This is a genomic window from Curtobacterium sp. Csp1 (assembly GCF_013347185.1).
Genome location: NZ_CP054594.1, coordinates 3,223,494 through 3,247,421 on the forward strand (window position 1 = coordinate 3,223,494; position 23,928 = coordinate 3,247,421).

Sequence of the window (23,928 nt, forward strand, 5' to 3'; positions counted from 1 at the left end):
TTGTCCGCACGGATCCCCCCGGTCCTCCGACCCGAACACCCGACCCCGAGGAGCGTGGCCGAGCTCGCGAACGCGTTCGGCATGCGCGTCGTGGGGACGGTCGACGCCGTCGAGACGACGGGCGTCACCCTGAGCGCCGCCGAGGTGCAGCCGGGTGACCTGTTCGTCGGCGTGCACGGAGCGAACCGGCACGGTGCGCAGTTCGCCGCCGAGGCCGCCGAGCGCGGCGCGGTGGCCGTCCTGACCGACACCGACGGCGCCGCCCTGGCAGAGCCCTCCGGGCTGCCGGTGCTCGTGGTCGAGGACCCGCGCGCGGCCCTCGGCGACGTCTCGGCGTGGGTCTACCGCACCCACCCGGACGAGGCCACCGACCTGCCGCAGCTCTTCGCGACGACCGGCACGAACGGCAAGACGAGCACGTCCTACATCCTCGAGGGCATCCTCAAGCAGCTCGGCCTGGTCTCCGGTCTGAGCTCGACCGCGGAGCGCCACATCGGCTCGCTCAGCGTCACGAGCCGGCTGACCACGCCGGAGGCCAGCGAGATGCACGCCCTGCTCGCCCGTATGCGCGAGTCCGAGGTGCGCGCCGTGGCCGTCGAGGTCAGCGCCCAGGCCCTCAGCCGGCACCGCGTCGACGGCATCGTCTTCGACGTGGCCGGCTTCACGAACCTGTCGCACGACCACCTCGACGACTACGCCGACATGGAGGAGTACTACCAGGCGAAGCTCCCGCTGTTCCAGCCCGAGCACGCCCGTCGCGGCGTCGTCTCGCTGGACACGGACTGGGGCCACCGTGTGGTGCAGGACTCCCGCATCCCGGTGACGACCATCACGGTGCACCCCGACGTCGAGGCCGAGTGGCACGTCGACGTCACCGCCGCACACGCGGCCTACACCGAGTTCCGCCTGACCGGTCCCGAGGGCCGCGAGCTCACCACGCGTGTGCCGCTCATCGGGTGGCACATGGCGGCGAACGCGGCGCTCGCGATCGTCATGCTCGTCGAGGGCGGCTTCGAGCTCGGCGCGATCGCCCAGGCGCTCGAGTCCGGGCACCGCCGCTACCCGGACGAGACCGAGGACGGCCCCCGCGTCAGCGCGATCGAGTGCTACCTGCCCGGTCGCACCGAGCGGGTGTCCGGGCCGCACGGCCCGAGCGTCTACGTCGACTTCGGTCACTCCGCCGACGCCTTCGAGAACACCCTCGCCGCCGTCCGGCAGTTCACGCCTGGCCGCGTCCTGATGCTGTTCGGCGCCGACGGTGACCGCGACACGACGAAGCGCGGCGACATGGCGCGCGTCGCCGCCGCGGGGAGCGACATCCTCGTGATCACCGACCACCACCCGCGCTTCGAGGACGCCGCGAGCATCCGGAAGACGCTGGTCGACGCGGCGCGCGAGGCGTTCCCCGACCACGAGCTCCACGAGGTCAGCCCGCCCGAGGCGGCGATCCGCACGGCCGTCGGCCTGGTCGGCGAGGGCGACTCGATCCTGTGGGCCGGTCCCGGTCACCAGGACTACCGCGACATCCAGGGCGTCCGCACGCCCTACTCGGCCCGCGACGAAGCGCGTCAGGCGCTCCGCGAGGCCGGATGGGAGCCGAACAGCGGCCCGGCGGAGGAGATCCGATGATCGCCGTGACCCTCGCCGAGATCGCTGCCGCGATCGGCGGCGAGCTCGTCAGCGGTGCCCCGGAGCAGGTCGTCGACGGGTCCGTGCAGACGGACTCGCGGCTCGTCGGCCCCGGCAGCGTGTTCTTCGCCCTGCTCGGCGAGGAGACCGACGGCCACCGCTTCGTCCCGGCCGCCGCCGAGGCCGGTGCGGCGCTCGTCGTCACCGAGCGCGTGGTCGACCTGCCCGAGGGCTCCGCAACCGCGCAGGTCGTCGTGGGCGACGGGTACGCCGCCCTCGCCGCGCTCGCGCACGAGGTCGTCGCCCGCGTCCGGGCATCGACCGCGGACCGCGTCGACGCCGACGGACGCCCGGCACCGCTGCGCGTCGTCGGCATCACCGGGTCGAACGGCAAGACGAGCACGAAGAACATGCTCCGCACGATCCTCGCCACCCAGGGCGAGACGGTCGCGCCGCAGGGCTCGTTCAACAACCACGTCGGCGCCCCGATCTCGATGCTCGGGATCACGCACGACACCCGGTTCCTGGTCGTCGAGATGGGCGCGAGCGGCAAGGGCCACATCGCCAAGCTCGTCTCGATCGCCGAGCCGGACGTCGGCGTCGTCCTCAAGGTCGGACTCGCGCACGCCGGCGAGTTCGGCGGGATCGAGGCCACCCAGCGCGCGAAGTCGGAGATGGTCACCGACCTCCCCGCGACCGCAACGGCCCTCCTCAACGTCGACGACGACCGCGTCGCGTCGATGCGCGGCCTCACGGCCGCCCACGTCGTCGGGTTCGGCACGTCGGAGACGGCCGACTACCGCATCACCGGCATCGAGACGGACCGCAGCGGCACACGCTTCACCCTCACCGCGCCTCCCGTGAGCGGTGGCGACAGCCGTCCCGCCGGGACGGAGCAGGTCGACGTCCGGCTCGCCATCCTGGGTGAGCACCACGCGATGAACGCGTCGGCCGCGCTCACGGTCGCCCACCTGTGGGGCGTGCCGCTCGCGGACGGCGCCGCGGCGCTCGCGTCGATGACGCGCGCCGAGCGCTGGCGCATGGAGCTCCTGCAGGGCGGCCCCGAGGGCGTCACCGTGATCAACGACGCGTACAACGCGTCGCCGGACTCGACCGCCGCGGCGCTGCGCACCCTCGCGCAGGTCGTGCGACCAGGGGAGCGGTCCGTCGCCGTGCTCGGCGAGATGGCCGAGCTCGGGGAGTTCTCGACGGAGGAGCACGACCGCATCGGCCGGCTCGTCGTCCGTCTCGGCATCGGACAGCTCGTGGTCGTCGGCCGTGGCGCGATGGCCATCCACCAGGCCGCCACCCTCGAGGGATCGTGGGACGGCGAGTCCGTGTTCATCGAGGACGTCGACGACGCCGTCCACTCCCTGCAGGAGATGGTCCGCCCCGGCGACGTCGTCCTCGTCAAGTCCTCGAAGTCCGCCGAACTGCGATTCCTCGGCGACCGCCTCGGAGGTGTCCCCGAATGATCGCACTCCTGATCGCCGGCGCCGTCGCGCTGGTGTTCACATTGCTGACCACGCCGCTCTTCATCAAGCTGTTCCACCGCCTCGGCTGGGGACAGTTCATCCGCGACGACGGTCCGCAGTCGCACCACACCAAGCGCGGCACGGCGACCATGGGCGGCATCGTCCTCATCATCGGCGCGGTGCTCGGGTACTTCGTCGGACACCTCGTCGGCCGTGACTCGGTGACGCTGTCCGGCCTCCTCGTGCTGTTCCTCATGGTCGGACTCGGCTTCGTCGGCTTCATCGACGACTTCCTCAAGGTCCGGCGGCAGCGGAGCCTCGGGCTCGGCGGCTGGGCGAAGGTCCTCGGGCAGGTGATCGTCGGCGTCGTGTTCGCGACGATCGCGCTCGTGGTGCCGACCGGCAACGGCAAGCCCCCGGCGTCGACGATGATCTCGGCGATCCGGGACGTGCCGTGGCTCGACTTCATGGCACTCGGCACCGTGATCGGCACCGTGCTGTTCCTGGCGTGGATCGTCCTGCTGACGGTGTCCACCTCGAACGGCGTGAACGTCGCCGACGGGCTCGACGGCCTGGCAACCGGTTCGAGCATCCTCGCGATCGGGTCGTACGTCATCATCGGCTTCTGGCAGTCGAACCAGATCTGCGGCGGTGTCCGGCTCGACGCCTCGACGGAGCACGCCTGCTACAGCACCTCGGACCCGCTCGACCTCGCGGTCGTCGCGGCCGCCGTGTGCGGTGGGCTGATCGGCTTCCTCTGGTACAACACGTCGCCCGCGCAGATCTTCCTCGGCGACACCGGCTCGCTCGGCCTCGGCGGTGCCCTGGCCGGTCTCGCGATCCTCAGCCGTACCGAGCTCCTGCTGATCCTGATCGGTGGCCTGTTCTTCATCGTCACCGGGTCGGTCATCCTGCAGCGCGCGTACTTCAAGATCACCCACGGCAAGCGGATCTTCCGGATGAGTCCGCTGCACCACCACTTCGAGTTGAAGGGGTGGGCCGAGGTGACTGTCGTCGTCCGGTTCTGGATCATCGCGGGGCTTTGCGTCGCGGCCGGGGTCGGGCTCTTCTACCTGGAGTGGATCGCGCGTGTCGGCTGAACGCCTGGACGGACTCGACAGCTGGTACGCCGAGGGCTGGAAGGGGCTGCGGGTCGCCGTCCTCGGCCTCGGCGCCACCGGGTTCTCGGTCGCCGACACCCTCGTCGAGCTCGGCAGCGCCGTCACGGTGTACGCGCCGGACGGCCCCGCCGACACGGTCGAGCTGCTCGACGTGATCGGCGCCGGGTTCGAACGCACCGCGCTCGACACCGTGCCCGCAGCGCTCGAGCAGCAGGCACCGGACCTGGTCGTCGTCTCGCCCGGTCTGCCGCCGCACAACGCCTCCGTCCGCTGGGCCGTCGAGCACAGCACCGTCTGGGGCGACGTCGAGCTCGCCTGGCGCGTGCGCGACAAGGTCGTCCGCGGACCGATCGCGGCGCCGTGGGTGACCATCACCGGCACGAACGGCAAGACCACCACCACGCAGCTGACGACGGCGATGTTCGCCGCCGCCGGGCTCCGGGCGGTCGCCTGCGGGAACATCGGCGTGCCGGTGCTCGACGTGGTCCGCGACCCCGAGGGCTTCGACGTGCTCGTGGTCGAGCTGTCGAGCCACCAGCTGCACTACATGCCGACCACCGGCGACGGCGCCGTCGTCCCGCTCGCCAGCGCGTGCCTGAACATCGCCGACGACCACCTCGAGTGGCACGGCTCGGCCGAGGCCTACCGCGCCGCCAAGGCCAAGGTGTACGAGCGCTCGGTGATGGCGTGCGTCTACAACACCTCCGACGACGCCACGCGGCGCATGGTCGAGGGCGCCGACGTCGTCGAGGGCTGCCGCGCCGTCGGCTTCACCCCGGGAGTCCCGACGCCCGGCGACGTCGGGATCGTCGACGACGTGCTCTGCGACCGCGCCTTCACCGAGGACCGGCGGAACAGCGCGCTCGAGCTCGCGACCCTGGCCGACCTGGAGCAGGCCGGACTGGCGAGCCCGCACATGACGATGAACGTCCTGGCCGCGGCGGCCCTCGCCCGCGCCGCCTCGGTCGAGCCCGCGCACATCCGGGCCGCCGTGCAGGGCTTCCGCGCCGACCACCACCGCACCGAGCACGTGGCGACCGCCGACGGCGTCACGTGGGTGGACGACTCCAAGGCCACGAACCCGCACGCGGCGACGGCCTCGCTGGCGTCCTTCGACACCGTGGTGTGGATCGTCGGCGGTCTGTTCAAGGGCGTCGACGTCGACGGTCTCGTCGAGCGCTTCGGTCCCGGTGTGCGCGCGGTCGTCGTGATCGGCACCGACCGGACGCCCGTGCTCGAGGCATTCGCGCGACACGCGCCCGGGGTCCCGGTCCTCCAGGTCGAGGCGACGGACACTGAGCAGGTCATGCCCGAGGCGGTCCGGCATGCCGCCTCGGTCGCACGACCGGGCGACACGGTCCTCCTCGCCCCGGCCGCCGCGTCGTTCGACCAGTTCGGGTCGTACGCGGACCGGGGGCAACGATTCGCGGCGGCGGTCCACGAGCACCTGGGAGGCACAGCCGATGGCGACCACGGATCTCCCGAGCAGCCGTAGCGGGCGTCCCGGCAGCAGCGCTGGACGCGGCGCGAGCGGGACTGCTCCCCGCCGTCCGCACGGCGCGGTCGTCGCGGTGAAGAACGTCTTCGTCGCCGAGTCGAGCACGTTCTACACGATCCTCGGCGTCACGCTGTTCCTGGTCGTCTTCGGCGTCGTGATGGTGCTGTCGTCCTCGAGCGTCGAGCAGTACGCCAAGACGCACGACTTCTTCGGCGCCGCGTCCCGCCAGGGTCTCTACGCCGTCCTCGGTGTCCCGCTCATGCTCGTCGCGAGCCGCATCCCGGCGCGGGTCTGGCGGAAGTGGGCGATGCGCTTCTTCGGCGCGGCCCTCGCGCTGCAGCTGCTCGTCTACACACCGCTCGGCATCGAGGTGCAGGGCAACCGGAACTGGGTCGGGTTCGGCTCCTTCACGGCGCAGCCGTCCGAGGCGATCAAGCTCGCCCTCGCGCTCGGCATCGGCGCCATCATGTACGTCAAGCGCGACAAGCTCGACGACTGGAAGGAGATCTTCGTCCCGGTCGGAATCGCCACGGTGCTGCCGCTCGGCATGGTGCTCCTCGGCGGCGACCAGGGCACGGCGATGATCATGCTCATCCTCGTGCTCGGCGCGCTGTACATCGGCGGTGCCCGGGCGCGGCACCTGCTCGTGATCCTCGGGTCGATCGCGGTCGTGCTGCCGTTCGTCACGATGTCCTCGGCGTCCCGCCAGGTCCGCATCAGTGCGTGGCTGTCCGGGTGCACCGACTCGAACCAGTACCAGGACCTCTGCTGGCAGCCCGTCCACGGCATGTGGGCGCTCGCGTCCGGCGGCGTGTTCGGCGTCGGGCTCGGCAACTCCAAGGCGAAGTGGTCGTGGCTGCCCGAGGCGGACAACGACTACATCTTCGCGATCATCGGCGAGGAGCTCGGGCTCGTCGGCGCCGTCGTCGTGCTGGCGCTGTTCATCGTCCTCGCGGTGAGCATGATCAAGGTGATCCGGCAGTCGGACGACCCGTTCGTCAAGACCGTGACCGGCGCGATCATGGCCTGGATCATCGGGCAGGCGCTCGTCAACATCGCCGTCGTGCTCGGGCTGCTGCCGGTGCTCGGCGTGCCCCTCCCACTCATCTCCGCCGGTGGGTCCGCGCTCATCATGACGCTCATCGCCATCGGCGTCGTGCTGTCCTTCGCGCGCGACCTCCCCGGCCGCCGCACCGACACCGGCCTCGACCCGAGGACCTTCGGCGCGGGCGGCACCGCACGACAGAACGGACGGCTCCGGTGAGCACCTACCTCTTCGCCGGCGGCGGGACCGCCGGGCACGTGAACCCGCTGCTCGCGGTCGCCGACCGGCTGACCGAGCGTGACCCGGACGCCCGTGTCCTCGTCCTCGGCACGGCGGAGGGCCTCGAGGCCCGGCTCGTGCCGATGCGCGGCTACGAGCTGCTGACGATCCCGCGCCTGCCGTTCCCGCGGAAGCTGAACGGCGCCGCACTCCGGTTCCCCGGCCGCTTCCTGGCCGCCGTCCGTCGGACCGAGCAGCTCATCCGCGAGCACGACGTCGAGGTCGTCCTCGGCGTCGGGGGCTACGCGGCCGCGCCGGCGTACATCGCCGCGAAGCGGACCGGCACCCCGATCGTCGTGCACGAGCAGAACGCCAAGCCCGGGCTCGCGAACCGGCTCGCGGCGTTCCTGACGAAGCACGTCGGCCTGACCTTCTCGAACACCCGACTCCGGCACGGCCGCGTGGTGGGCATGCCGCTCCGCCGCGAGATCGAGACGCTCGACCGCCGGGTGTCCCGTGCCGAGGGCCTCGCCGAGTTCGGGCTCGACCCGGACCGCCCGGTGCTGCTCGTGACCGGCGGGTCCTCGGGCGCACGCAGCATCAACCGCACCGTGAACCGCGCGGCGGCGACGATCGTCGGCGCCGGGTGGCAGGTGCTGCACGTCGTCGGTGGCAAGTCGGACATCGGCCCGAGCGACCTCGACGGCTACCACGTGCTGCCGTACTGCGACCGGATGGACCTGGCGTACGCGGCGTCCGACTTCGTGGTGTCCCGCTCGGGCGCCGGCATGGTGTGCGAGCTCACGGCCGTCGGGCTGCCGAGCGTCCTGGTGCCCTACCCGGTCGGCAACGGCGAGCAGCGGCACAACGCCAAGGACGTCGTCGACGCCGGGGGAGCGGTGCTCGTGGCGGACGGGGAATTCGACGAGCAGTGGGTGACGTTCCACCTGCTCGGCATCCTGCAGGACCGCGCCCGGATCGCGGACATGGCTGTCCGGGCCGGCAGCGTCGGACACCGCGACGGCGCCGACCGGATGACCGAGCTCGTCCGCGACGCCGGCACATCCCGCGACGCCATGCGGCCCGCCGGCACCGGCCGCGGCGTCGCGACGCCGCCCGACGAGCGCACGACCAGCACCACGGAGGAACGATGACCATCAAGCCGGACCTGACCCAGCCGATCCCGGACGACCTCGGCACGGTCCACTTCGTCGGCATCGGCGGCTCCGGCATGAGCGGCATCGCCCGCATGTTCCTCGCCGCGGGGCACCGCGTGACCGGCAGCGACTCCCGCGAGACCGCGACCACGGCCACGATGCGCGACCTCGGTGCCGAGGTGCACATCGGCCACGACGCGGCGAACGTCGGCGCGGCGGACACGATCGTCGTGACCAGCGCCCTCTGGCCGGACAACCCCGAGCTGCTCGAGGCGCAGCGCCGTGGTCTGCCGGTCCTGCACCGGTCCCAGGCCCTCGCCGCGCTCATCGCCGAGCACCGCCTCGTCGCGGTCGCCGGCGCCCACGGCAAGACCACCTCCACGGGCATGATCGTCACGGCGATGGTCGAGCTCGGCCTGGACCCGAGCTTCGTCAACGGCGGGGTCATCCAGTCCCTCGGCACGAGCTCCGCCCCCGGCAGCAGCGACCTGTTCGTGGTCGAGGCCGACGAGTCCGACGGTTCATTCCTGCTCTACGACGTCGCGGTCGCGCTGATCACGAACGTCGACGCGGACCACCTCGACCACTACGGCAGCGAGGAAGCGTTCATCGACGCGTTCGTCGAGTTCGCCGGCAAGGCGAGCGAGCGCATCGTCGTGTCGAGCGACGACGCCGGGGCGCAGCGCGTCACCGCGGGGGTCCGTGCACGCGAGCACGCGCCCGAGATCGTCACCTTCGGCGAGGCCGCCGACGCCGACGTCCGGATCGACCGCATCGTCGAGGCCGCGAGCGTCGAGGTCGACTTCACCGCGGGCGGTGCGTCGCACCACCTGACGCTGCGCGTCCCGGGCCGCCACAACGCGGTGAACGCGGTCGGCGCCTTCGCCGTGCTCACCGGGCTCGGCGTCGAGCCGACGGACGCGATCCGGGGCATCGAGGCGTTCGGCGGGACCGAGCGCCGTTTCGAGCTGCACGGCGTCGAGCGCGGCGTGTCGGTCTACGACGACTACGCGCACCACCCGACCGAGGTCGCGGCCGCCCTCCGCGCGGCCCGCAACGTGGTCGGCGACGGCCGGATCATCGCGATCCACCAGCCGCACCTGTACTCGCGCACCCGGCTGATGGCCGGCGACTTCGCGAAGGTCTACGAGGAGCTCGCCGACCACACGGTCGTGCTCGACGTCTACGGCGCGCGCGAGGACCCGGAGCCCGGCGTCACCGGCGCCCTGGTCCAGGAGCGCTTCGCGGACCAGTCACGCGTCGAGTTCCTGCCGGACTGGGACGAGGCCTCGGCCCGCGCGGCCGCCGTCGCGCGCGACGGCGACATCATCATGACCCTGAGCTGCGGCGACGTGTACCGCATCATCCCGCAGGTGCTCGGCGCCCTGCGCCAGGACGAGGACACCCCGGCGCGATGAAGCGGCCGGAGGGCTTCGACGACCGACCGGACGAGCCGGCCGGTCCGGCCGAGGGCGCGTCGGCTCCCCGGCAGCGTCGTGGTCCCAGGCAGCGCCCTGTTCCTTGGTCGGCGCGCCGTCCGTCCCGCCCGGTCGCCGACGCGGGTGCTCCGGACGACGGCCTGGAGGCACGCCCCGCGGCCGACGCGCCCGTGACGGACGACGAGACGGCCGGTCCTGTCGACGACCGCGTGACCGACCGCGCGGCCGCACCCTCCAACCGCGAGCGCGCGGGCGCGCTCGCGGGCGCCGCCGGACGGCGGCTCGGCGCCGGCTTCTCGTCGGTGGCGGAGCAGCTCCGCGGCTACTCACCGGACGAGGAGCACCCGAGCGCGTCGCGTCGGACCGCCGAGCGCGACCACGTCGCGACCGTGACCGACGTGCTCGACGTGCACCGTGCCTCCCGGTCGACCGACCCGGAGGCGGACGGCCACGACACTCGGGACGACCACGGCGACGCGCCCATCGGTGCCGGTGTCCGCGCTGCGGAGACCGCGCGTGAGGCGCGCGTCGCGAAGCGGCGCCGGCGCCTGCTCGAGCGGGCCGAGGTCCGACGGTTCACCCGTCGCGCCCGCCACCGCCGAGCGGCCTGGATCACCGCGGGCGTGGTGGTCGTGGTCTTCGGCGCATCGCTCCTGGTGGCGGTCTACTCGCCGCTCATGGCGCTGCAGACCATCGAGGTCAAGGGCACGAACCGGGTCGACGACGCCGCGCTCCGGCAGGCGCTGTCCGACCAGGTCGGCACCCCGCTCGCGCGGCTCGACTTCGACGAGGTGAAGCGCGACATCGCGAGCTTCCCGCTCATCGAGAGCTACGTGACGGAAGAGGTGCCGCCGCACACGCTCGTCGTCACCGTCACCGAGCGGACGCCGGTCGTCGCGGTGCAGTCCGGCGACGCGTTCGACCTCGTGGACCCCGCCGGCATCGTCGTGCAGTCCTCGCCCTCGCGTCCGGACGGCATGCCGCTCGCCGACGTTGCCCGTGCGAAGCTCGGCTCGCCGGTGTTCCGCACGATGACCGAGGTCGTCCTCGCGCTGCCGTCGACCGTGCGGGCGCAGGTCACCGACGTCGCCGCCTCGACCGCCGACGACGTGACGCTCACCCTGCAGGGCGGGTCGACGGTCGTGTGGGGGAGCCCCGAGGACTCGAGCGCCAAGGCAGCCCTGCTCGCCGCGCTCGTCAAGGACCACGAGGCCCGCAGTCCCGGCTCGGTCGTCGAGTACGACGTGTCGGCGCCGGACAACGGCATCGTCCGCGCGAAGTCCTGACCGCGGGGCCGGGCGGTGCGTCGGTCGACCGGCGATGTCGAGGCGGAATCGCGCGACACGCGGCGTGGCGGGGCGACAGTGCGCGGAGCGCACCCGTAGCGTCGTCGGGAGCACCACATCTACCAGCATTGCCCCTGAACTTCAAGTAGAGGTTGAGGGTTCAACCGGAGGCCCGACTGACGTGACCACGAACCACAACTACCTCGCCGTCATCAAGGTCGTCGGTGTCGGCGGCGGCGGCGTGAACGCCGTGAACCGCATGATCGAGCTCGGCCTCCGCGGCGTCGAGTTCATCGCGATCAACACCGACGCGCAGGCACTGCTGCTGAGCGACGCCGACGTCAAGCTCGACGTGGGCCGCGAGATCACCCGTGGTCTCGGCGCCGGCGCGGACCCCGAGGTCGGCCGTCGCGCCGCCGAGGACCACGCCGAGGAGATCGAGGAGGCCCTCGCGGGTGCCGACATGGTCTTCGTCACCGCGGGCGAGGGCGGCGGCACCGGCACGGGTGGTGCGCCCGTCGTCGCGCGCATCGCGAAGTCGATCGGTGCGCTCACCATCGGTGTCGTCACGAAGCCGTTCAGCTTCGAGGGCAAGCGCCGCCAGTCCCAGGCCGAGAACGGCGTCGCGGGCCTCAAGGACGAGGTCGACACCCTCATCGTCGTGCCGAACGACCGCCTGCTCGAGATCTCCGACCGCGGCATCTCGATGGTCGAGGCGTTCGCGACCGCCGACCAGGTGCTCCTCGCCGGCGTGCAGGGCATCACGGACCTCATCACGACCCCGGGTCTGATCAACCTCGACTTCGCCGACGTCAAGTCGGTCATGCAGGGTGCCGGCTCGGCGCTCATGGGCATCGGCTCGTCCCGCGGGGCGGACCGGGCGATCAAGGCGGCCGAGCTCGCCGTGGCGTCCCCGCTGCTCGAGGCCTCGATCGACGGTGCGCACGGCGTGCTGCTCTCGATCCAGGGCGGCTCGAACCTCGGCATCTTCGAGATCAACGACGCCGCGCGCCTGGTGCAGGAGGCGGTCCACCCCGAGGCGAACATCATCTTCGGTGCGGTCATCGACGACACCCTCGGCGACGAGGTCCGCGTGACGGTCATCGCCGCCGGGTTCGACGGTGGCGAGCCGAGCACGCAGCAGAAGGAGCGTCGCTCGAGCTGGGTCGACCCGGAGTCGGGCGCCGCGTCGTCCGCCGCCGGTGCGACCGGTTCGGTGGAGGACACCGCGACCACGAGCCCGTCCTGGGCGTCGCAGCAGCACGAGGCCCCCGCGCAGCGCGCGGCCGACCCGGCCTTCGACGGCGACGACGAGCTCGACGTCCCCGACTTCCTGAAGTAAGCCGTCCTTGGTAGCCGACACGCGCCTCCCGTCCGCCTCGTCACCCGACGACGGACCGGAGGCGCGTCTCGCGTCCGTACGGTCCGGGATCGCGGACGCGGCCCGCGCCGCGGGTCGGAGCGTCGACGAGCTGACGCTCGTCGTCGTGACGAAGTACCACCCGGCGTCGCTCGTCCGCGAGCTCGCCGCCCTCGGTGTCACGGACGTGGGGGAGAACCGCCACCAGGAGGCGCAGGCCAAGGCCGCCGAGCTGGCCGACCTCGACCTGACCTGGCACTTCGTCGGGCAGCTCCAGTCGAAGAAGGCCCGCCAGGTGCGCCGGTACGCCGACGTGGTGCAGTCGCTCGACCGCGACTCGGTGGTGGACGCCTTCGCGCCGACCGAGGCCGAGCCGGACCCTCGGGTGGTCGACGGCTTCGTGCAGGTCAACCTCACCGACGACCCCGGTCGTGGTGGGGTGCAGCCGGACGACGTCGAGGCGATGGTGACCCGCGTGCTCGACACCGGGACCATCCGACTCCGCGGCGTGATGGCCGTCGCACCGCTCGACGAGGAGCCCCGACGGGCCTTCGCCCGGCTCCGCACGATCTCGGAGCGCGTGGTCTCGCTCGCGCCCGACGCAACGGACGTGTCCGCCGGCATGAGCGGTGACTACGCCGACGCGATCGCCGAGGGCGCGACACACCTCCGGATCGGGACCGCAATCACGGGAAACCGGCCCACCGCGCCCTAGCCTCGTCCCAGGGCATCCACGAGCACGAACTCCGGAGGAACCATGGCCAACCCGCTCAAGAAGACGATGGTCTACCTCGGCCTCGCCGACGAGGAACTGTACGAGGACGAGCAGCAGCAGCCGGCGCCCGCCCAGGCGCGCCAGCAGGCCGCTCCGGCCCCCACCGCGGTCCCCGCCGCTGCTCCCGTGCAGGAGGCCCCCGTCGCGGCCGCCCCCGCCGCGGTGCCCGCGGAGCCCAAGACGCACACCCACCAGCGCGGCGCGCAGGTCACCCCGCTCCGGCGCGCGCACACGACCGCACAGAAGGCGACCCCGGTCCAGGAAATGAACGAGATCCTCACCGTCCACCCGCGCGAGTACAAGGACGCCCAGTCCATCGCCGAGAGCTTCCGAGACGGCATCCCCGTCATCATCAACCTCTCGCAGATGACCGAGTCCGACGCCCGCCGCATGATCGACTTCGCCTCGGGGCTGTCGCTCGGGCTGTACGGCAAGATCGAGCGCGTCACCAACAAGGTCTTCCTGCTGTCGCCGGCGCACGTCGCGGTGAGCGGTGAGCCCGCTGAGGTAGAGTCCGACATCGAGGCGTCCTTCTTCGCCCAGTCCTGAGCCGGACCCCGGCCCAGTAGCCCCTGTGCGGTGATCGCCTGAGCACCGCACCCGAGCCGAGCGAGCCCCACCGTGTCACTGGTCTTCGGGATCCTGTCCTTCGCCCTCCTGCTCTACTTCTTCGTGATGTGGGGTCGGTTCGCGTTCGACATCGTCCAGGCCTACAACCGCAGCTGGCGTCCCCGTGGCGCGATGCTCGTGGTCGCCGACGTCGTCTACACGCTGACGGACCCGCCGATCCGGTTCGTCCGTCGGCTGCTCCCGCCGCTGCGGATGGGACCCGTCGCGCTCGACTTCGGCTGGACCATCGTGATGCTCGTCGTGATCATCCTCCGGGTGATCGTCGGCGGACTCGCTCGCTCCTTCTGATCCACCACCCGCACACGAATCGCGCCACGCCCGCCCAGAGGTCACGGTCGGACACGCGCGTCGGTGTACGGTGGTCGGGATCGATGCCCGCCCCGGCGGGCCTCCGCACCACACGGCACGACTGGTAGGTTCGGTCGTGACGCAAGTGGTTCCACACGTTCAGCAGTTCTATTGAGGTGACGGCAATGGCTTTGACGCCGGAAGACGTAGTCAACAAGCGGTTCCAGCCGACGAAGTTCCGCGAGGGCTACGACCAGGACGAGGTCGACGACTTCCTGGACGAGGTCGTCGTCGAGCTCCGCCGCCTGACGGCCGAGAACGACGAGCTCCGCCAGCGCCTGCAGGCCGCCGAGTCGGCGCCGAAGCTCGAGAAGACCGAGCAGCCGGAGCCGGCCGCCGCTCCCGAGCCCGAGCCCACCCCGGCTCCCGTCGCCGCCGCCCCGGAGCCCGCTCCGGTCGCCGCAGCAGCGCCGGCTGCCTCGACGGTCCCCGCCGACGAGGACACCGAGGGCACCACGAACCTCCTCACGCTCGCTCGTCGTCTGCACGAGGAGCACGTGCGCGAGGGCATCGAGAAGCGCGACGCGCTCATCGCCGAGGGCACCGCGCAGGCCGCCCGGCTGGTCTCCGAGGCCGAGGCGAAGCAGCGCCAGATCATCGCCGACACCGAGAACACGAACCGCCAGCGGGTCGCCGTGCTCGAGCAGGAGCAGCGTCAGCTCGAGGGCAAGATCGACGAGCTCCGCACGTTCGAGCGCGACTACCGTGCGCAGCTCAAGAGCTACATCCAGTCCCAGCTGTCCGAGCTGGACGGGTCGGGCTCGGAGCAGTCCGGTCTCACCCCGGCGCCGGCCTCGGCGCAGGGCTTCGGCAACTGACGTTGTCGCGACCAGCAACACGAGCGAAGGTCAGTGTCCGCGCGATCGCGGCACTGGCCTTCGCCGCTGTCGTCGTGGTGGCGCTCGACCAGGGCGTGAAGGCCCTCGTCGTCGCGAACCTGCCGTACGGCCAGGCCGTGCCGGTGCTCGGCGACGCGCTGCAGTTCCTGTACGTCCGGAACCCCGGTGCCGCGTTCTCGTTCGCGGTCAACATGACGTGGGTGTTCTCGATCGTCAGCACGGCCGTCGTCGTCGCGATCATCGTCTTCGCCCGGCGCATCCGCTCGATGTGGTGGGCGATCGTGCTCGGCATGCTCCTCGGCGGCGCGCTCGGCAACCTGCTCGACCGGCTCTTCCGCGAGCCCGGTTTCGGCCGCGGTCACGTGGTCGACTTCATCTCGACACCGTGGATGATGCCCGCGATCTACAACATCGCCGACTCGTTCATCTGCGTGAGCATGGTGGTCTTCGTCCTGCTCGTCGTCTTCGGCGTGAACCTCGACGGCACGCGGGCGCTCTCCGCGAAGCAGCAGCGCGCAGCCGACGCCCGAGCGGACGCCGCCGCAGCTCCCTCCGACACGGCTCCTGCGGCCGCTCGGACCGCCGGCGCCCCGGATCCCCGGGCCCCGCGCGACGACCGGGACGCCCTCGGGCACGACGCGACGTGACCGAGTCACGTTCCCTGCCCGTACCCGACGGGCTCGCCGGTGAGCGTGTCGACGCCGCCATCGCGAAGCTCCTCGGGTTCAGCCGGTCCTTCGCGGCCGAGGTCGTCGCCGCCGGTGGTGTGACCGTCGACGGGGTCACCGTCGACAAGTCGGACCGCCTGCACGCCGACGCATGGCTCCAGGTCGAGTGGTCGCCGAAGGAACCCCCGCGCATCGTCCCGGTGGCGGTCCCGGGCATGACGGTCGTGCACGACGACGACGACATCGTCGTGGTGGACAAGCCGATCGGCGTCGCCGCGCACCCCTCGCCCGGGTGGGACGGTCCGACCGTGCCCGGTGGCCTCGCCGCGGCCGGGTTCACCATCGCCACCTCGGGTGCCGCCGAGCGCGCGGGGATCGTGCACCGGCTCGACGTCGGCACGTCCGGCCTGATGGTCGTCGCCAAGACCGAGCTCGCCTACACGCACCTCAAGCGCGCCTTCAAGGAGCGCACGGTCGAGAAGGTCTACCACGCCCTCGCGCAGGGGCACCCGGACCCGACCTCGGGGACCATCGACGCCCCGATCGGTCGACACCCGTCGAGCGATTGGAAGTTCGCGGTCACGGCCGACGGCAAGCCGAGCGTCACGCACTACGAGACGCTCGAGGCCTTCCGCGCCGCGACCCTGCTCGAGGTGCACCTGGAGACCGGCCGGACGCACCAGATCCGCGTGCACATGGCGGCGACGCGGCACCCGCTCGTCGGCGACACGATGTACGGCGCCGACCCAGTGCTCGCGAACGAGCTCGGGCTGACCCGCCAGTGGCTCGACGCCGTGCGGCTCGGGTTCGAGCACCCGCGCACGGGGGAGTGGGTCACGTTCGAGGCGTCCTACCCCGACGACCTGCAGCAGGCGCTGGACCGGATCCGCGCGGCGTAGCCGGGCAGGCGGGGCGGTCCGCTCGCGAGCGGGCCACATCTGTCACGCTCGGTCCCTCGAGGTGACCAGTACTGCCCACGCCGCGCAACGCGCGCGGCATGTCGTGCCCGCTTGCGCCGACCGTGCCCGCTCGCGTCGACCGTGCCCGCTCGCGTCGATCGTGCCCGCTCGCGTCGATCGTGCCCGCTCGCGTCGATCGTGCCCGCTCGCGTCGATCGTGCCCGCTCGCGTCGACCGCGTCGCTCGCGTCGACCGCGTCGCTCTCGTCGACCGTGCCCGCTCGCGTCGACCGTGCCCGCTCGCGTCGACCGCGGCTGGACAGCGTCGGACTGGAGGCCCGTGGCGGCGCCGCCCCGCGCCTCCAGTCCGCCACTCGGTCACCGCCCGCCCGTGCCGCGCTCGATGTGCTGGTCCGCCCCCCGAGCGCGCCACATCTGTCACGACGGGTCGCCTCCGGCGACCGGTCGTGCGCGTTCGGCGACACACCGACGGCGTGTCCTGCCCGCTCGAGCGACGCTGTCGAGCGAGCGAGCGAGCGCGCCGCGCGAGCGCGCAGGGCGCACCGAGCGCCCCGACGACACGCGCGGAGAAGTCGGTGCCCGCGGTTAGGCTTGTCCCGCCCCGCAGCCATCCGTCGAACCGGAGGTCCCGTGTCGGATTCCGACTCCTTCGTCCACCTGCACGTGCACAGCGAGTACTCGATGCTCGACGGCGCAGCGCGGTTGACCGACCTGGTCGCCGAGACCGCCGCGCAGGGCATGCCCGCGGTTGCGGTGACCGACCACGGCAACATGTTCGGGGCGTTCGAGTTCTGGAAGGCCGCGAAGGCCGGCGGCGTCAAGCCGATCATCGGGACCGAGGCCTACATCACGCCGCGGACGCACCGCTCCGACAAGACCCGAGTGCGCTGGGGCGACGGTGGCGGTGACGACGTGTCCGGTTCGGGTGCGTACACGCACATGACGATGTTCGCCGAGAACACGACGGGCATGCACAACCTGTTCCGGCTGTCGTCGCGGGCCTCGATCGAGGGCTACTACTTCAAGCCCCGCATGGACATCGAGTTGCTCGACCAGTACCACGAGGGGATCATCGCGACGACGGGCTGCCCCTCCGGCGAGATCCAGACACGCCTGCGGCTCGGCCAGTACGACGAGGCGCTCAAGGCCGCGGCCGACTACCGCGACATCTTCGGCAAGGACAACTACTTCGCCGAGATCATGGACCACGGGCTCGAGATCGAGCGCCGGGTCATCGAGGACGTCGTCCGGATCTCGAAGGACCTCGGCATCCCGCTCGTCGGCACGAACGACCTGCACTACACGCACGCGCACGACGCCAAGTCGCACGCGGCCCTGCTCTGCGTGCAGTCCGGCTCGACCCTGAACGACCCGAACCGCTTCAAGTTCGACGCCGACGAGTTCTACCTGAAGACCCCGCAGCAGATGCGCCACGTCTTCCGCGACCACCCCGAGGCCTGCGACAACACGCTGCTCATCGCGGAGCGGTGTGAGGTCGAGTTCGACACCGCAGCGAACTACATGCCGAAGTTCCCGGTCCCCGAGGGCGAGACCGAGCACTCGTGGTTCGAGAAGGAAGTGGCGAAGGGGCTGGAGTACCGGTACCCCGAAGGCATCACGAGAGAGGTCCAGGAGCGCGCCGACTACGAGGTCGGGATCATCAATCAGATGGGCTTCCCGGGCTACTTCCTGGTCGTCGCCGACTTCATCAACTGGTCGAAGAACAACGGCATCCGCGTCGGTCCCGGTCGTGGTTCGGGTGCCGGCTCGATGGTGGCGTACGCGATGCGCATCACCGACCTCGACCCGATCCGGCACGGCCTGATCTTCGAGCGGTTCCTCAACCCGGACCGCGTCTCGATGCCCGACTTCGACGTCGACTTCGACGACCGGCGCCGCGGTGAGGCGATCAAGTACGTCACCGAGAAGTACGGGTCGGAGCGCGTCGCGCAGATCGTCACGTACGGCACGATCAAGGCGAAGCAGGCGCTGAAGGACTCGTCGCGCGTCCTCGGCTTCCCGTTCGGCATGGGCGAGAAGCTCACCAAGGCGATGCCGCCGCCCGTGATGGGCAAGGACATCCCGCTCACCGGGATCTTCGACAAGGACCACCCGCGCTACAAGGAGGCGGTGGACGTCCGGACGGTCGTCGAGACCGACCCCGAGGCGAAGACCGTCTTCGACACCGCACTCGGGCTCGAGGGCCTGAAGCGGCAGTGGGGCGTGCACGCGGCCGGTGTGATCATGTCGAGCGAGCCGCTCATCGACATCATCCCGGTGATGAAGCGCGAGCAGGACGGCCAGATCGTCACGCAGTTCGACTACCCGGCCGCGGAGTCGCTCGGCCTGATCAAGATGGACTTCCTGGGCCTCCGGAACCTGACGATCATCAGTGACGCCCTCGACAACATCAAGAGCAACCGGGGCGTCGACCTCGACCTCGAGACGATGGGCCTCGAGGACGAAGCCGCGTACCAGCTCCTGCAGCGCGGCGACACGCTCGGGGTGTTCCAGCTCGACGGCGGCCCGATGCGCGGGCTCCTCCGTCTGATGAAGCCGGACAACTTCGAGGACATCTCCGCGCTCATCGCCCTGTACCGTCCGGGGCCGATGGGGGCGAACTCGCACACGAACTACGCGCTCCGCAAGAACGGCGAGCAGCCGATCACCCCGATCCACCCCGAGCTCGAGGAGCCGCTCCAGGACATCATCGGCACGACCTACGGCCTGATCATCTACCAGGAGCAGGTCATGGCCATCGCGCAGAAGGTCGCCGGCTTCTCCCTCGGACAGGCCGACATCCTCCGCCGCGCGATGGGCAAGAAGAAGAAGTCCGAGCTCGACAAGCAGTACGCCGGCTTCGAGAAGGGCATGCAGGACAACGGCTACTCGGCCGCCGCGATCAAGACGCTGTGGGACATCCTGCTGCCGTTCTCCGACTACGCGTTCAACAAGGCGCACTCCGCGGCGTACGGCGTGGTCTCGTTCTGGACGGCCTACCTCAAGGCCCACTACCCGGCCGAGTACATGGCCGCGCTGCTGACGAGCGTCGGCGACGCGCGCGACAAGCTCGCGCTGTACCTCAACGAGTGCCGCCGGATGGGCATCAAGGTCATGCCGCCGGACGTCAACGAGTCGATCGGCTTCTTCGCGGCCGTCGGTGACGACATCCGCTTCGGCATGGGCGCGATCCGCAACGTCGGCTTCAACGTCGTCGACGACATCGTGCAGGCCCGGACCGAAAAGGGCGCGTTCGAGTCGTTCCACGACTTCCTGCGGAAGATCCCGATCTCGTCGGCGAACAAGCGGACCGTCGAGTCGCTCATCAAGGCGGGCGCCTTCGACGAGTTCGGCGACAGCCGCCGCGCCCTCGTCGAGATCCACGAGGGCGCGGTCGAGAGCGCCGTCAAGGTCAAGCGCGACGAGGCCCACGGGAACGTCGGCTTCGACTTCGACTCGCTGTTCGCCGAGGTCGCCGAGGAACAGCCGTCCTCGGCCCCGGTGTCGCAGGTGCCGGAACGCCCGGAGTGGGCCAAGCGCGACAAGCTCGCCTTCGAGCGCGACATGCTCGGCCTCTACGTGTCCGACCACCCGCTCGCCGGGCTCGAGATCGAGCTCGCGAAGCACCAGTCGATCACCATCGCCGACCTCATCGCGGCGGACGACTCGGTCGAGGGCGAGACCGTCACGGTCGCGGGGCTCCTGACGAGCGTGCAGCACCGCGTCGCGAAGTCGAGCGGCAACCCGTACGGCATCGTCCAGATCGAGGACTTCGGCGGCGAGATCGGCGTCATGTTCCTCGGTAAGACGTACGCCGAGTTCGGGCCCTCGCTCGTGGCCGACTCGATCGTCGTGCTGCGCGGCCGGGTGAACGTCCGCGACGACGGCAAGGCGCTGCACGCGGTCAGCATGTTCCAGCCGAACGTCGGCGACGCGATGGGGTCCGGTCCGCTCACGCTGTCCCTGCCGGAGCGCCAGGCCACCACGACGACGGTCACCGAGCTCGCGGCGGTGCTCGGGCGGCACCAGGGCGAGACGGAGGTGCGGCTGCGGCTGCTGAAGGAGGACGTCGCGCGCACCTTCGAGCTGCCGTTCCCGGTCAACCTGACGCCGGACCTCTTCGGCGAGCTGAAGAGCCTGCTCGGCCCGCGCTGCCTGGTCTAGGAGAGCGGTGACGACGCCCGGAGCACCACGGCCCTCGGCCGCGGTGCTCCGGGCGTTCCGTGTCGCGGGGCACGTCCCGGAGCGGCTCCCCGGCGGCCGGGGCACGACGTGGCGCGTCGGGCACGTCGTCCTGCGTCCGGCGGGTGACGTCCAGGAGGCCCAGTGGCGGTCCGACGTGCTGGCCCACCTCCCGCACACGGTCGCGTTCTGCACGCCGCGCCCCGTCGCTGCGTCAGGCGGGGGACGGGGCAGCGGGTGCCGACCCGTCGTGGACGCACTGCTGTCGGGGAGCGCCGGTACGCTGGACGTCCCATGATGCAGCGAATCGACCTCCGTGGCGGCCTGCCCGCCCGTGCCGACCTCCTCCGCCTGATGCCGCGTGCCGCCGGTGACGTCTCGTCCGCCGTCGCCGCCGCTCGGGAGCTCGTGGACGACGTGCGACACCGCGGGGCCGATGCGCTGCACGAGCAGGCCGAGCGCTTCGATGGGGGAGCGCCCGAGCAGGTCCGGGTCCCCGCGGACGAGATCGCCGCCGCGGTCGCCGGGCTCACCACGGAGCTCCGCGCGGCGCTGGACGAGGCGATCCGCCGCGTCCGTGCCGCGAGTGCGGCCCAGGTGCCGGCCGGTTCGGTGACGACGCTCGCCGACGGCGCCGAGGTGCACCAGCGCTGGCAGCCGATGCGCCGCGTGGGACTCTACGTCCCTGGCGGCAAGGCCGTGTACCCCTCGAGCGTCGTGATGAACGTCGTCCCCGCGCAGGTCGCCGGCGTCGGGTCCATCGCCCTCGTCTCCCCGCCGCAGCGGGACCACGGCGGGCGGGTGCACCCGACGATCCTCGCGGCGGCAGGGCTCCTCGGCATCGACGAGGTCTACGCGATGGGCGGCGCCGGAGCGGTCGGCGCGCTGGCCTACGGCGTCGCGTCGATCGGCCTCGAGCCCGTCGACCTGGTCACCGGGCCCGGGAACAACTACGTCGCCGCGGCGAAGCGTCTCGTGCGCGGCGTCGTCGGCATCGACTCCGAGGCCGGAGCGACCGAGATCCTCGTCATCGCGGACGACAGCGCCGACGCGGGCTTCGTCGCGGCAGACCTGGTCAGCCAGGCCGAGCACGACGAGCAGGCCGGCAGCGTCCTCGTGACGACGTCGGCGTCGTTCGCCGATGCGGTGGAGGCGGCCATCCCGGAACGGGTGGCTGCGCTCGGGACGGCCACGCGCCTCCAGGCCGCCCTGGACGGTCCGCAGTCGGCGGTCGTCCTGGTGGACTCGCTCGCCGACGCGGCAGCAGTCAGCAACGCGTACGGGCCGGAGCACCTCGAGATCCAGACCGCGGACGACGACGCTGTGCTCGCGGACATCGACGCCGCGGGTGCCGTGTTCGTCGGGCCGAGCACGCCCGTCAGCCTCGGCGACTACCTGGCGGGGTCGAACCACGTGCTGCCGACCGGCGGCCAGGCGCGCTTCGGCTCCGGACTCTCCGCGTCGACGTTCCTCCGCCCCCAGCAGGTCATCCGGTACTCCGCGACGGCCCTGACCGAGGTCGCACCGCACATCGTCGCGCTCGCGACCGAGGAGCAGCTGCCCGGCCACGGCGCCGCGGTCACCGAGCGGACCGGGCGCGCCTGAGCCGACCGCTCGCGCCTGGACGGACCGGGAAGCCGGTAGCCTGGGACGGACATGTTCTGCCCCTTCTGCCGCCACCCGGACTCCCGCGTCGTCGACTCCCGCACGAGTGACGACGGCACCTCGATCCGTCGCCGCCGCCAGTGCCCGAACTGCGGGCGTCGGTTCTCGACGACCGAGACCGCCTCGCTCAACGTGGTGAAGCGCAACGGCGTCACCGAGCCGTTCAGCCGCGACAAGATCGTCTCCGGCGTGCGCAAGGCGTGCCAAGGCCGCCCGGTCACCGACGGCGACCTGGCCGTGCTCGCGCAGCGCGTCGAGGAGACCGTGCGGTCCTCGGGCTCGAGCCAGATCGATGCGAACGACATCGGGCTCGCGATCCTCGCGCCGCTTCGTGAGCTCGACGAGGTCGCGTTCCTGCGGTTCGCGAGCGTCTACCAGGCGTTCGAGTCGCTCGAGGACTTCGAGGACGCCATCGGACAGCTGCGCCTCGACCACCACGCGGCGGACCCTGCCGGCGGCGCGGCGTGAGCGGCGTCGCCGAGCGGATCGTCCGCGGCGGGTACGCCGTCGTGTTCCGTGCCGTGTTCGCGAACATGGACCCGGAACGGGCACACCACCTGGCCTTCGGGGTGATCAAGGCGCTGCCCGGGATCCCCGTCGTGAGCGGCATCGTCGAGCGGTACTCCCGCCCCGCGGCCGAGGACGGCGTGACGACGATGGGCATCCACTTCCCGTCGCGATTCGGGCTTGCGGCCGGCTTCGACAAGGACGCCCGCGGCATCGCCGGCCTCGGACTGCTCGGCTTCGGCCACGTCGAGGTCGGCACCATCACGGCGAAGCCGCAGCCCGGCAACGACCGTCCGCGGCTGTTCCGCCTGATCGCCGACCGGGCGCTCGTCAACCGGATGGGCTTCAACAACCACGGTGCAGCCCGCGCCGCCCGTCGCCTCGAGCGCGCGCGACGGAACCCGGGGCGACCGGTGATCGGCGTCAACATCGGGAAGAGCCGCGTCGTCGCGGTCGAGGACGCCGTCGACGACTACCTGGAGTCGACCCGGCTCCTCGCGCCGTTCGCGGACTACCTCGCGGTGAACGTCAGCTCCCCGAACACGCCCGGCCTCCGCGGCCTGCAGGAGGAGGACCAGCTCCGACCGCTCCTGACCGCCGTGCGGGACGCCGCCGGGAAGACCCCGGTACTGGTGAAGATCGCGCCGGACCTGACCGACGAGCAGATCGACGCCGTCGCCGGACTCGCGGTGGCGCTCGGGCTCGCGGGCATCATCGCGAACAACACGACGATCGAGCGGACCGGGCTCGTGACCCCGGCCGAGCAGGTCGCGGCGATGGGTGCCGGCGGTCTGTCCGGTGCGCCGGTCGCTGCCCGGTCGCTCGAGGTCCTGCGGCGGGTGCGCGCCGCGGTGCCGTCGGACTTCTGCGTCGTGGCCGTCGGTGGGGTCACCACCGAGCAGGACGTGCAGGACCGCATCGATGCGGGGGCGACGCTCGTGCAGGGCTACACGGCGTTCCTCTACGAGGGGCCGACCTGGGCGACGCGGATCAACCGTCTCCGGCGTCGTCGGCTGCGGCGCGCCGCGCGCTGAGCGCCCGCGGACGTCGAGCCGGCGCCGGTGTCGGCGCCGGACTCGTTGCGCCGTCGATGGAGCAGGAACCGTCGGGTCCAGCCCGGCGGTTTCAGGGGGTGGTTGCAACACCTTGAGTTCGAGGTGGTGGCG

General features: G+C 71.6%; 19 protein-coding genes. All 19 read left to right on the forward strand.

From position 1 onward, the window contains the following. Positions 1–1,629 carry a Mur ligase family protein gene (locus HUN58_RS15515; protein ID WP_180225145.1) on the forward strand — a complete coding sequence of 543 codons (1,629 nt, stop codon included), beginning with the start codon at positions 1–3 and terminating at the stop codon, positions 1,627–1,629. Then, on the forward strand, positions 1,626–3,104 hold the full coding sequence (gene murF / locus HUN58_RS15520) for a UDP-N-acetylmuramoyl-tripeptide--D-alanyl-D-alanine ligase (RefSeq protein WP_141861140.1): 1,479 nt from the start codon (positions 1,626–1,628) through the stop codon (positions 3,102–3,104). Before HUN58_RS15515 ends, murF begins: the two co-directional genes overlap by 4 nt. Continuing rightward, a complete protein-coding gene (gene mraY / locus HUN58_RS15525; RefSeq protein ID WP_058742388.1) occupies positions 3,101–4,204 on the forward strand; it encodes a phospho-N-acetylmuramoyl-pentapeptide-transferase in 1,104 nt (367 codons plus the stop codon). The genes murF and mraY overlap by 4 nt, the downstream gene beginning before the upstream one ends. Then, a complete protein-coding gene (murD, locus tag HUN58_RS15530) occupies positions 4,194–5,720 on the forward strand; it encodes a UDP-N-acetylmuramoyl-L-alanine--D-glutamate ligase (protein ID WP_180225146.1) in 1,527 nt (508 codons plus the stop codon). The genes mraY and murD overlap by 11 nt, the downstream gene beginning before the upstream one ends. 76 nt (positions 5,721–5,796) lie before the next feature. Continuing rightward, entirely contained in the window at positions 5,797–6,987 is a 1,191-nt protein-coding gene (gene ftsW / locus HUN58_RS15535) for a putative lipid II flippase FtsW (RefSeq protein WP_254631517.1), read from the forward strand. After that, positions 6,984–8,141, forward strand: coding sequence for a glycosyltransferase (locus HUN58_RS15540; protein ID WP_254631518.1), 1,158 nt, complete (start codon positions 6,984–6,986; stop codon positions 8,139–8,141). The genes ftsW and HUN58_RS15540 overlap by 4 nt, the downstream gene beginning before the upstream one ends. Next, a complete protein-coding gene (gene murC / locus HUN58_RS15545) occupies positions 8,138–9,562 on the forward strand; it encodes a UDP-N-acetylmuramate--L-alanine ligase (protein ID WP_180225148.1) in 1,425 nt (474 codons plus the stop codon). Before HUN58_RS15540 ends, murC begins: the two co-directional genes overlap by 4 nt. Then, entirely contained in the window at positions 9,559–10,869 is a 1,311-nt protein-coding gene (locus HUN58_RS15550; protein ID WP_180225149.1) for an FtsQ-type POTRA domain-containing protein, read from the forward strand. The genes murC and HUN58_RS15550 overlap by 4 nt, the downstream gene beginning before the upstream one ends. Positions 10,870–11,050: 181 nt before the next feature. Beyond that, positions 11,051–12,211, forward strand: a complete 1,161-nt coding sequence (gene ftsZ, locus HUN58_RS15555) for a cell division protein FtsZ (protein ID WP_114850872.1) — start codon at positions 11,051–11,053, stop codon at positions 12,209–12,211. Positions 12,212–12,218: 7 nt separating this feature from the next. Further along, positions 12,219–12,944, forward strand: a complete 726-nt coding sequence (locus HUN58_RS15560) for a YggS family pyridoxal phosphate-dependent enzyme (protein ID WP_114850873.1) — start codon at positions 12,219–12,221, stop codon at positions 12,942–12,944. A gap of 42 nt (positions 12,945–12,986) precedes the next feature. After that, positions 12,987–13,553: a cell division protein SepF gene (locus HUN58_RS15565; protein WP_114850874.1), complete on the forward strand. Its 567-nt coding sequence runs from the start codon at positions 12,987–12,989 to the stop codon at positions 13,551–13,553. 72 nt (positions 13,554–13,625) lie between these two features. Next, a complete protein-coding gene (locus HUN58_RS15570) occupies positions 13,626–13,922 on the forward strand; it encodes a YggT family protein (protein WP_058743346.1) in 297 nt (98 codons plus the stop codon). Between the two features lie 185 nt (positions 13,923–14,107). Next, complete coding sequence (locus HUN58_RS15575; RefSeq protein WP_058743347.1) at positions 14,108–14,800, forward strand: DivIVA domain-containing protein; 693 nt, start codon at positions 14,108–14,110, stop codon at positions 14,798–14,800. Between the two features lie 2 nt (positions 14,801–14,802). Further along, positions 14,803–15,468, forward strand: a complete 666-nt coding sequence (gene lspA, locus HUN58_RS15580) for a signal peptidase II (protein ID WP_254631519.1) — start codon at positions 14,803–14,805, stop codon at positions 15,466–15,468. Continuing rightward, positions 15,465–16,388: an RluA family pseudouridine synthase gene (locus HUN58_RS15585; protein WP_058743348.1), complete on the forward strand. Its 924-nt coding sequence runs from the start codon at positions 15,465–15,467 to the stop codon at positions 16,386–16,388. Before lspA ends, HUN58_RS15585 begins: the two co-directional genes overlap by 4 nt. Before the next feature lie 650 nt (positions 16,389–17,038). Continuing rightward, entirely contained in the window at positions 17,039–20,572 is a 3,534-nt protein-coding gene (gene dnaE / locus HUN58_RS15590; protein WP_114850876.1) for a DNA polymerase III subunit alpha, read from the forward strand. Between the two features lie 312 nt (positions 20,573–20,884). Beyond that, positions 20,885–22,195 (forward strand): histidinol dehydrogenase, encoded by a 1,311-nt coding sequence (gene hisD, locus HUN58_RS15595; RefSeq protein ID WP_114850878.1) that lies wholly within the window; start codon positions 20,885–20,887, stop codon positions 22,193–22,195. Positions 22,196–22,246: 51 nt separating this feature from the next. Beyond that, entirely contained in the window at positions 22,247–22,723 is a 477-nt protein-coding gene (nrdR, locus tag HUN58_RS15600; protein ID WP_058741696.1) for a transcriptional regulator NrdR, read from the forward strand. Further along, entirely contained in the window at positions 22,720–23,796 is a 1,077-nt protein-coding gene (locus tag HUN58_RS15605) for a quinone-dependent dihydroorotate dehydrogenase (protein WP_180225150.1), read from the forward strand. The genes nrdR and HUN58_RS15605 overlap by 4 nt, the downstream gene beginning before the upstream one ends. Positions 23,797–23,928: the final 132 nt, after the last annotated feature.